This window comes from Nocardioides lijunqiniae (assembly GCF_015024225.1).
GTDB lineage: Bacteria > Actinomycetota > Actinomycetes > Propionibacteriales > Nocardioidaceae > Nocardioides > Nocardioides lijunqiniae.
In genome coordinates, this window is record NZ_JACJGM010000013.1 from 114,138 (window position 1) to 124,102 (window position 9,965).

The 9,965-nt window shown below is 73.7% G+C and carries 9 protein-coding genes; 5 read left to right on the forward strand and 4 right to left on the reverse strand.

The features are described 5' to 3' along the window. Positions 1-15: 15 nt before the first annotated feature. Genes eda through zwf form a run of 3 tightly spaced genes read right to left on the reverse strand, consistent with a single transcriptional unit; the run spans position 16 to position 4,014 of the window. Positions 16-654 carry a bifunctional 4-hydroxy-2-oxoglutarate aldolase/2-dehydro-3-deoxy-phosphogluconate aldolase gene (gene eda / locus IRQ30_RS10455; RefSeq protein ID WP_227467384.1) on the reverse strand — a complete coding sequence of 213 codons (639 nt, stop codon included), beginning with the start codon at positions 652-654 and terminating at the stop codon, positions 16-18. Next, a complete protein-coding gene (gene edd, locus IRQ30_RS10460) occupies positions 638-2,509 on the reverse strand; it encodes a phosphogluconate dehydratase (RefSeq protein ID WP_193612827.1) in 1,872 nt (623 codons plus the stop codon). The genes eda and edd overlap by 17 nt, the downstream gene beginning before the upstream one ends. Further along, positions 2,506-4,014: a glucose-6-phosphate dehydrogenase gene (gene zwf, locus IRQ30_RS10465; RefSeq protein WP_338089653.1), complete on the reverse strand. Its 1,509-nt coding sequence runs from the start codon at positions 4,012-4,014 to the stop codon at positions 2,506-2,508. The genes edd and zwf overlap by 4 nt, the downstream gene beginning before the upstream one ends. A gap of 113 nt (positions 4,015-4,127) precedes the next feature. Here zwf and IRQ30_RS10470 point away from each other — a divergent pair, with 113 nt between their 5' ends. Continuing rightward, on the forward strand, positions 4,128-5,303 hold the full coding sequence (locus IRQ30_RS10470) for an ROK family protein (protein ID WP_193612828.1): 1,176 nt from the start codon (positions 4,128-4,130) through the stop codon (positions 5,301-5,303). A gap of 26 nt (positions 5,304-5,329) precedes the next feature. Here IRQ30_RS10470 and IRQ30_RS10475 read toward each other — a convergent pair whose 3' ends face one another. After that, positions 5,330-6,124 carry a helix-turn-helix transcriptional regulator gene (locus IRQ30_RS10475; protein ID WP_193612829.1) on the reverse strand — a complete coding sequence of 265 codons (795 nt, stop codon included), beginning with the start codon at positions 6,122-6,124 and terminating at the stop codon, positions 5,330-5,332. A gap of 48 nt (positions 6,125-6,172) precedes the next feature. On the opposite strand from IRQ30_RS10475, the gene IRQ30_RS10480 reads away from it, so the two are divergent. The 4 genes from IRQ30_RS10480 (at position 6,173) to IRQ30_RS10495 (ending at position 9,879) form a co-directional block, all read left to right on the forward strand. Continuing rightward, complete coding sequence (locus IRQ30_RS10480) at positions 6,173-6,613, forward strand: DUF2000 domain-containing protein (RefSeq protein ID WP_193612830.1); 441 nt, start codon at positions 6,173-6,175, stop codon at positions 6,611-6,613. A 51-nt stretch (positions 6,614-6,664) separates the two neighbouring features. After that, entirely contained in the window at positions 6,665-7,714 is a 1,050-nt protein-coding gene (locus IRQ30_RS10485) for a LacI family DNA-binding transcriptional regulator (RefSeq protein ID WP_227467386.1), read from the forward strand. Further along, positions 7,711-8,763, forward strand: a complete 1,053-nt coding sequence (locus tag IRQ30_RS10490) for a galactose-1-epimerase (protein ID WP_193612831.1) — start codon at positions 7,711-7,713, stop codon at positions 8,761-8,763. Before IRQ30_RS10485 ends, IRQ30_RS10490 begins: the two co-directional genes overlap by 4 nt. Positions 8,764-8,934: 171 nt before the next feature. Further along, positions 8,935-9,879: an ABC transporter substrate-binding protein gene (locus IRQ30_RS10495; RefSeq protein ID WP_193608020.1), complete on the forward strand. Its 945-nt coding sequence runs from the start codon at positions 8,935-8,937 to the stop codon at positions 9,877-9,879. Positions 9,880-9,965: the final 86 nt, after the last annotated feature.

Consider the following 9,965-nt stretch of genomic DNA (forward strand, 5'->3'; position numbering starts at 1 on the left):
CCCCGGCGGACGGGCTCAGCGGAGGTCGGCGGCCGCTCTCGCGAGGGACTCGACGCGGGCCCAGTCGCCGGCCTCGAGGACGGCGGGCGGGGTGAGCCAGGAGCCGCCGACGCAGCCGACGTTGGGCAGGGCGAGGTAGTCGGCCGCCGTGGTGGCGGTGATGCCCCCGGTGGGGCAGAACCGCGCGGCCGGGACCGGGGAGGCCACCGACTTCAGGTACGCCGCCCCGCCGGACGCCTCCGCGGGGAAGAACTTCATCTCCGTGAAGCCGGCCTCGAGGACGGCCAGCGCCTCCGAGACCGTGGCGGTGCCGGGCAGGAACGGCAGACCGGTGTCGGCCATGGCCGCGAGCAGCGTCGGCGTGGCGCCGGGGGAGACCAGGAAGCGCGCGCCGGCGTCCAGGGCCTCCTTGGCCTGGCCGGGCGTCACGACGGTGCCGGCGCCCACGAGGATCTCGGGCACGTCGTCGGCGATCGCGCGGATCGCGTCGAGCGCCACGGGGGTGCGCAGGGTGAGCTCGATGGCCGGCAGGCCGCCGGCCACCAGGGCGCGCGCGACGGGGACGGCGTCCTCGAGCCGGTCGATGACGACGACCGGCAGCACCGGCACGACGTCGAGCAGCGACGTGCTCCGGGGCTCAGGCAGGCTGGACAACGGGCACCTCCGTCTGGGGGAAGCCGTACGCCGGGAAGACGCTCGCACCCGCGTCGGCCGGGCCGACCGTGGCGCGGAACGCCGCGAACAGCTCGCGGCCGGTCCCGGCCCACTCCTCGCCCTCGGGCGCGCGGCCGGTCGGCACGCGCTGCTGCAGGGCGAAGACGTCGTCGACCAGCAGCTGGCCGGTGAGGGCGTCGACGGTGAGCAGGTCGCCGTCGCGGACCCGCGAGAGCGGACCGCCGAGCGCCGCCTCGGGCGTCACGTGGATCGCGGCCGGTACCTTGCCCGACGCGCCCGACATCCGTCCGTCGGTGACGATCGCGACCTTCTGGCCGCGGTCCTGGAGCACGCCGAGCGCGGGCGTGAGCTTGTGCAGCTCGGGCATGCCGTTGGCCGCGGGACCCTGGTAGCGGATGACCGCGACCAGGTCGATGCCGTCGAGGCGCCCGTCCTGGAAGGCCTGCAGGAACTCCGCCTGGTCGTCGAAGACCAGCGCGGGCGCGGTGACGACGCGGTGCTCGGGCCTGACCGCGGAGGTCTTGATGACCGCCGTGCCCAGCGGGCCGGTCAGGACCTTGAGGCCGCCGTCGGCGGCGAACGGCTCGTCCGCCGGGCGCAGCACGTCGAGGTCGAGGCTGGCCTTGGGGCCCTCCTCCCAGGTGAGGTCGTCGCCGCGCAGCACCGGCTCGGTCGTGTAGCGGCTCAGGCCGTGGCCCATGATCGTCTCGACGTCCTCGTGCATCAGCCCGTGGCGCAGCAGCGTGTGGATGAGGAAGCCGATGCCGCCGGCGGCGTGGAAGTGGTTCACGTCGGCGGAGCCGTTGGGGTAGATGCGCGCCAGCAGCGGCACGACGGCCGAGAGGTCCGAGAGGTCCTGCCAGGTGAGCGCGATGCCCGCGGCGCGGGCGATCGCGACGAGGTGCAGCGTGTGGTTGGTGGAGCCGCCGCTGGCCAGCAGCGCGACGCACGCGTTGACGATCGCCTTCTCGTCGACGACCTCGCCGATCGGCGTCGGCTCGCCGCCCTGGCGGGTGATCGCGACGGCGCGCGCCGCGGCGGCGCGGGTCAGCGCCTCGCGCAGGGGCGTGCCGGGGTTGACGAAGGACGAGCCCGGCAGGTGCAGGCCGAGCACCTCCATCAGCAGCTGGTTGGAGTTGGCGGTGCCGTAGAACGTGCACGTGCCGCGCGAGTGGTACGACGCCGCCTCGGCCTCGAGCAGCTCCTCGCGCCCGACCTTGCCCTCGGCGTGCAGCTGGCGCACGCGCGCCTTCTCGCCGTTCGGCAGGCCCGAGGCCATCGGGCCCGCGGGCACGAAGACGGTGGGCAGGTGGCCGAAGGACAGCGCGCCGATCAGCAGGCCCGGCACGATCTTGTCGCAGACGCCGAGCATCAGCGCGCCGTCGAACATGTCGTGGCTCAGGGCGATCGCCGCGGACATCGCGATGACGTCGCGGCTGTAGAGCGAGAGCTGCATGCCGTCGCGGCCCTGGGTGATCCCGTCGCACATCGCGGGCACGCCGCCGGCGACCTGGGCGATCCCGCCGGCGCGGATGGTGGCCTGCTTCAGGACCGGCGGGTACTCGCCGTACGGCTGGTGCGCCGAGAGCATGTCGTTGTAGCTGGTGACGATCGCGAGGTTCGGCTTGGTGCGACCGCGCAGCGCGGTCTTCTCGGCCGGCTCGGAGGCGGCGAAGCCGTGGGCGATGTTGGCGCAGCCGAGCTTGCCACGGGCCGGGCCCTGGTCGGCGGCCGCGCGGATGCGGGCGAGGTAGGCGCGCCGGCTCACGGCGCTGCGCGCGACGATCCGGGCGGTCACCTCCGCCACGACGGGGTTCATCGGGGGTCGGCTCATAGGTCGGACTCCTGCCAGTGTCGGCCGTCGCGCTCCATGAGCGTGGCGGCGGCGGTCGGCCCGCTGGTGCCGGCCGGGTAGCGCTTGGGGCGGTCGGGCGACGTCGCCCAGCGCCGGAGGATCGGCTCGACCCAGGTCCACGCGGCCTCGACCTCGTCGCGGCGCATGAAGAGGGTCGGGTTGCCGCGGATGACGTCCATCAGCAGCCGCTCGTAGGCGTCGGGGCTGCGCTGGGTGAACGTCGTCGCGTAGCTGAGGTCGAGCGAGACCGGCCGCAGCCGGATGCCGCCGGGGCCCGGCTCCTTGGCCGTCATGTGCAGGCGCATGCCCTCGTCGGGCTGCACCTGGATGTGCAGGCGGTTGGGCGAGGTGGCGCCCTCGCTGTGCGGGAACATCGCGTGCGGCGGCTCCTTGAAGACCACCACGATCTCCGACATCCGGCGGTCCATCCGCTTGCCCGTGCGCAGGTAGAACGGGACGCCGGCCCAGCGCCAGTTCTGCACCTCGGCGCGCACCGCCACGAACGTCTCGGTGCTGCTGCCGGGATGGCCCACGTCCTCGGAGTACGACGCCGCGGGCAGGCCGTCGACGAGACCCTCGGTGTAGCGGCCGCGCACCGTGTCGCGGTCGACGTCCTCGGCCGTCATCGGCTTGAGCGCCTGCAGCACCTTGAGCTTCTCGTCGCGCACCGTCTCGCGACCGACGTACGTCGGCGGCTCCATGGCCACCAGGCACAGCAGCTGCAGCAGGTGGTTCTGCACCATGTCGCGCAGGGCGCCGGAGGTGTCGTAGTAGCCGCCGCGGTCGCCGACGCCGAGCGTCTCGGCCACGGTGATCTGCACGTGGTCGACCCAGCGGGAGTTCCACAGGGGCTCGAGGAAGGTGTTGGCGAAGCGGGTGACGAGGAGGTTCTGGACGCTCTCCTTGCCGAGGTAGTGGTCGATGCGGAAGATCTGCTGCTCGTCGAAGACCCGGCCGACGGCGTCGTTGATCTCCAGCGCGGAGGCGAGGTCGCGCCCGACCGGCTTCTCCAGGACCACGCGCGAGGTCGGCTCGACGACCCCGGCGGCCTCGAGCCGCTCGCAGGTCGGGCCGAACAGCGCCGGCGCCACCGCGAGGTAGAACACGCGCACGGCCTCGTCGCCGTCGTGGCCGCAGGGCCGGTCCTTGAGGAGGTCGTGCAGCAGGTGCCAGCCCTCGGGCTCGTGGGAGTCGAGGGTCAGGTGGCGCACGCGCGCCAGCAGGCGGCGTACGGCGTCCTCGTCGAGCTCGTCGGCCACGACGTGGCGGTGCAGCGCCTCCTGCACGAGGTGGCGGTAGCCGTCGTCGTCCAGGTCGGAGCGGGAGACGCCGATGACGCGGGTGCCGTCGGGCAGCTGGCCCTCGAGCTCGCGCTGGTAGAGCGCCGGCAGGAGCTTGCGCAGCGCGAGGTCGCCGGTGCCCCCGAAGACGGTGAAGTCAGAGGTCGGGAGACCGGGGGAGAGCTCGGTCGCAGGCAGGGTCACCACACCACGGTAAGGACACAAGGGTGCATTCAACAAGCACAACTTAGGTATTTCTCGTACACAAGTCGTCCACGACCCGGATCCAGGCGTGCGCAAGACCCTAGAATCAGGGCATGACCTCCGCCGGCGACGTGCTCGAGCTGGTGCGGTCGGGGCGGGCCAGCACCCGCTCCGAGCTGCGCCGGATCACCGGGCTGTCACGCACCGCCGTGGTCGCCCGGGTCTCGGCGCTGGCCGACGCGGGCCTGCTGCTGGTCGGCGAGGAGCTCGCGTCCACGGGCGGGCGGCCCCCCGGCAGCATCCTGTTCCACAAGGACGCCGGCGTCGTCCTGGCGGCCGCGATCGGCCGCTCCCGCTCCCAGCTCGCGGTCTTCGACCTGATGGGCGAGGAGCTGGGCTCGGCCTCCGTCGACCACGAGGTCGGCGCCGGGCCCGACGTGGTGATGCCGCCGGTCGCCCAGCACCTGTGCCGCCTGCTGGAGGAGACCGCGGCCGAGCGCACCGTCCTCGCCGTCGGGGTCAGCCTCCCGGGCACCGTCGACCCGGTCCGCGGCGTCAGCGTCGACTCCCCGGTGATGGGCGGCTGGGACGGCGCCGACCTCGCGCCGTACCTCGAGGAGGTCGGCGCCGCCCCGCTCTACGTCGGCAACGACGCCGACGTGCTCGCGCGCTCCGAGCGCCTGGGCCACGCCGCCCGCTTCCGCGACCTGCTCGTCGTCAAGGCCTCCACCGGCCTGGGGCTGGGCATCATCGCCGAGGGCCGGGTCGTGTCGGGCCACCTCGGCGGCGCCGGCGAGATCGGCCACACCAAGGTCGACGCCGCCGAGGGGCGCCCGTGCCGCTGCGGCGACACCGGCTGCCTCGAGACGCTCGCCGGCGGGTGGGCGCTGGTGACGCGGCTCAGTGAGTCGGGTCAGCCCGTCGACCACGTGCGCGACCTGGTGGCGCTGGCGCAGACCGGCGACCCCGAGGCCAAGCAGCTGCTGCGCGAGAGCGGCCGCCAGCTCGGCGAGGTCCTGGCCGTCGCCATCAACCTGCTCAACCCCCAGGCCGTCGTGCTCGGCGGCGACATGGCCGCCGCCTTCGACGTCTACGCCGCCGGCGTCCGCGAGAGCGTCTACGCCCGCGCCTCGGCGCTGGCCACCCGCGACCTGCAGTTCCTCCCCTCCACCTTCGGCGACCGCGCCGGCCTCGTCGGCTGCGCCTCCATGGCCCTCGACCAGGTCCTCAACCCCGCCGCCGTCGACGCCCGCCTCCTCGAGCGCCACGACGTCCCCGCCCCCACCTGAGGTCCCCCCGACCATCTGCGCAGCGGTCAGGCGGAGCGGGCGGCGTAGCGGCCGGGGGGCACGCCGAGGACGTGCTTGAAGTGGCGGGTGAGGTGGGACTGGTCGTGGAAGCCGACCTCGGCGGCCACCTGCGCGGGCGGCATCCCGTCGAGGAGCAGGCGCCGGGCCGCGTCGACGCGGCGGCCGGTGAGGTAGCGGTGCGGGGAGATGCCGAGCTCGCGGCGGAACGTGCGCACGAGGTGGGCCTCGGAGGCGCCCAGCTCGGCGGCCGCGTCGGCCAGGGTGAGGCCCTCGACGACCGAGGCGTCCAGGAGGTCGCGCAGCCGACGGGCGAGCGCCGCGTCGCGCCGCGACCCGGCGGCCGGGACGCCGCGCAGCCGGCACGACAGCGACTCGACGACCAGCGCCAGCTGCGAGGCCGCCTCGAGCTCGTCGCCGGGGTGCCGCAGGGCGTGGTGGAGCGACCGCACCTGGCGCACGAGCCCGGGGTCGTCGCTGGTGGGCTCGTCGACGCTGCGCCCGGTGCCGGCGACGTCGAGGGTGCCGGCCTCGAGGTAGACCACGCGCTTGCGGAACCCGTCCACCGTCGCGCCCCGACCGTCGTGCGGCACGTGCGGCGGCAGCAGCGTCACCGACTCGCGGCGGGTGGCGTGCGCGCGGCCGCCGAGGTCGTAGAGGACCGTGCCGCTGTCGACGAGCAGGACCGTCCAGGTGTCGTGCGTGTGCGAGGGGTAGGCGTGGTGCGGGAAGTGCGCGTGCAGCACCTCGGCCACCCCCGGCACGGACGGACGCCAGGCCCGGACGTCCGTGGTGCCTGGCATGTCACGAACGTACAAGACCGCCGCCGCGCCGGCGGCCAGGATCGAGCCATGCACGACGCCCTCACGCCGCCGTTCGACACCAAGATCGCCGTCCTGGTCCGCGCCGACCTCGCCGCCTGGCAGCGGCTCAACGTCACGGCCTTCCTCGCCAGCGGCATCGCCGCCGCGTCGCCGCACCTCGTCGGTGACCCGTACGCCGACGCCGACGGCACGGCGTACCTGCCGATGCTCGGGATGCCGGTGCTGGTCTTCGAGGCGGACGCCGAGGTGCTCCGGGCCGCGCGTGAGCGCGCGCTGCGCCGCGAGCTGGCGGTGGCCGTCTACACCGCCGACATGTTCGGCACCGGCCACGACGAGGCCAACCGGGCCACCGTCGCCGCGGTGGCCGGCGCGGGCCTCGACCTGGTGGGCCTCGCGCTGCACGGGCCGAAGAACGCCGTGGACAAGGTGGTCAAGGGCGCCCGCCTGCATCCCGCGACGATCGGCTGACCCGCTGGCGGGGTGGCACGCGGCGTCCGAGCGACGCCTAGCATGTCGCCCATGTCCGGAGCGCCGCGCGACCGCCACGGCGCGCAGCGCTCACCGAGCATGGCCGACGTCGCGGCGCAGGCCGGCGTCTCGCACCAGACGGTGTCCCGCGTCCTCAACGGGTCCCCGCTCGTCAAGGAGGCGACCCGGTCCCGGGTGCTCGCGGCCATCGAGGAGATGGGCTACCGGCGCAACGCCGCCGCCCGCGTGCTCGCGACCAACCGCTCGGGGCGCATCGGCATGATCTCCGCGCACCTGGCCCTGCACGGACCGAGCATGATCGCCGTCGCGGTGCAGGAGGCCGGCCACGACGCCGGCTACGAGGTCTCGCTGGTGGGGCTCTCGGACTTCGGCGCCGACTCCCTGCGCGGCGCCGTCGAGCGGCTGCTGGACCAGGCCGTCGAGGCGATCGTCGTGGCGGTCGCGCACCGTGAGGCGCTCGAGCGCACCCGCTCGCTGGAGCTCGCCGTCCCGGTCGCGATCGTGCAGGGCGTGACCGCGGGGGAGTCGATGGCGGCCGGGATCGACCAGGAGCTCGGCGCCCGGCTGGCCACCGACCACCTGCTCGACCTCGGGCACGAGCGGGTGGCGCAGGTGACCGGCCCGCTCGACTGGGTCGAGGCCGTCCAGCGGCGCACGGGGTGGGAGCGCGCGCACGAGGACCGCGGCCTGCAGCCGGGGCCCCAGGCGGAGGGGGACTGGTCGTCGGCGAGCGGGTACGCCGCCGGCCGCACGATCGCGGCCGACCCGAGCGTCACCGCGGTGTTCGTCGCCAACGACGCCATGGCGCTCGGCGTGCTCCGGGCGCTGCACGAGCACGGGCGACGGGTGCCGGAGGACGTCAGCGTCGTCGGCTTCGACGACGTGCCCGAGGCCGCCTACTTCTGGCCGGGGCTCACGACGGTCTCCCAGCAGTTCTCCGAGCTCGGCCGGCACGCCGTCGACCTCACCGTGCGGGCCCTCGCGGGCGAGCGGGACGCCGCCGTCGCCCTCGTCGCGCCCGAGCTGGTGGTCCGGGCCTCGACCGGCCCGGCGCCCGACCGCCGTACGATCGCGAAGTGAGCGTTCACATGAGTCGCGTCAGCGAGTGGGGCACGACCCCGTCCGGCCACACCGTCCACCGGCTCGTCCTCGGCTCCGCGCCGGGCGCGGTGCTGCACCTGCTGACCCTCGGCGCCACCGTGCACCGGCTGGAGGTCGAGGCGGGGGGAGCGCGGCGCAACGTCGCGCTCGGTCACCGCGACCCGGCCGACTACCTGGCCTCGACCGACTACATCGGCGGCACGATCGGGCGCTACGCCAACCGGATCGCCCGCGGCCGGGTCACCCTCGACGGGCGGGAGCTCGTGCTCGGGACCCATGACCGCGGCCACCACCTGCACGGCGGGCCCGACGGCTTCGACCGCCGGATCTGGGAGGTCGTCGAGCAGGACGACGACCGGGCCGTGCTCCAGCTGGAGAGCCCCGACGGCGACCAGGGCTTCCCGGGCAACGTCACCGCGCGGGTGACGTTCACCGTGTCGGGCGACCGGGTGCGCGTCGACCTCGAGGCGACCACCGACGCCCCCACGCTGGTCAACCTCACCAGCCACGCCTACCTGAACCTCGACGGCGACGGCGCCGGCACCATCGACGGCCACGAGCTGACCGTGCACGCCGAGCGCTACACCCCGGTCGACGCCGAGGGGATCCCGCTGGGTGACGAGCACGCCCCGGTGGCCGGCACGGCGTTCGACTTCCGCGCCCCCGCCCCGATCGGGCCGGCCGTGCGACGCGACGAGGAGCAGGTGACCTGGGCGCGGGGCATCGACCACAACTACGTGCTCGACGGCGAGGGGTGGCGCGACGTGGCGGTGCTCGAGTCGCGTGCGGCCGGCACCCGCGCGGTGCTGCGCACCGACCAGCCGGGGCTGCAGGTCTACACCGGCAACTTCCTCGACGGCACCCGGCGCGACGCCTCGGGCGGGGTCTACCGTCAGGGCGACGGCGTGGCGATGGAGCCGCAGCTGTTCCCGGACTCCCCGCATCACCCGGAGTGGCCCTCGGCGGTGCTCCGCCCGGGCGAGACCTACCGCTGCGCGCTCGAGTGGGAGTTCACCGCGCTGAAGTGAGCGCTCACATTTTTCCGGGCGATCTGCCCGGAACCTCTTGACGCGCACGAATGTTAGCGCTCACACTCACCACAGTGACACCGGTCACAAGGGCGCGACGCCCGTTGATCTGGAGGAAAGACAGTGGCAAAGAAGACCCTGGTCGCCGCAAGTGCGATCACGCTGAGCGCAATGGTGCTCACCGCTTGCGGCAGTGACTCCGACTCCGCCTCAGGCAACGACGACGGCTCGATCACGATGGGCTTCGCGCAGGTCGGCGCCGAGAGCGGCTGGCGCACGGCGAACACGAAGTCCGTCCAGGAGTCGGCCGAGGAGGCCGGCTTCGAGCTCAAGTTCTCCGACGCGCAGCAGAAGCAGGAGAACCAGATCAAGGCGATCCGGTCCTACATCCAGCAGAAGGTCGACGTCATCGCCTTCAGCCCGGTCGTCGAGACCGGCTGGGACGCGGTCCTGCAGGAGGCCAAGCGCGCCAAGATCCCGGTGATCCTCACCGACCGCGCGGTCGACTCCGAGGACACCTCGCTCTACGAGACGTTCCTCGGCTCCGACTTCATCCTCGAGGGCGAGAAGGCCGGCGAGTGGCTGGTCGAGAACGCCGGCGAGATGGACGTCGACGGCAACGGCGCCATCAACGTCGTGCAGCTCGAGGGCACCACGGGTGCCGCGCCGGCGCTGGACCGGGCCGAGGGCTTCGCCTCGGCCATCGAGGCGGAGGACACCGTCGAGGTCGTGGCGTCCCAGACCGGCGACTTCACCCGTGACGGCGGCAAGAAGGTGATGGAGACGTTCCTCGGGTCCGAGAAGGGCATCGACGTGGTCTTCGCCCACAACGACGACATGGGTCTCGGCGCGATCGAGGCGATCGAGGCCGCGGGCCTGGAGCCCGGCAAGGACATCAAGATCATCACCGTCGACGCGGTGAAGGACGGGATGGCGGCGCTCGCCGAGGGCAAGATCAGCTTCATCGTCGAGTGCAATCCCCTGCTCGGTCCCCAGCTGATGGACCTCGCCCAGAAGGTCGTGGACGGCGAGGACGTGCCCGAGCGCGTGGTCACCGAGGAGACCACCTTCACGCAGGAGCAGGCCGCCGAGGTCCTGGCCGACCGCCAGTACTGACGCCCCGGCCGTGGGGGCCGCCCCGGCCGGGGGGGGGGTGCGGGGCCCACCCCACCCCCAGCACCCTTACCGAAAGAACTCACTTA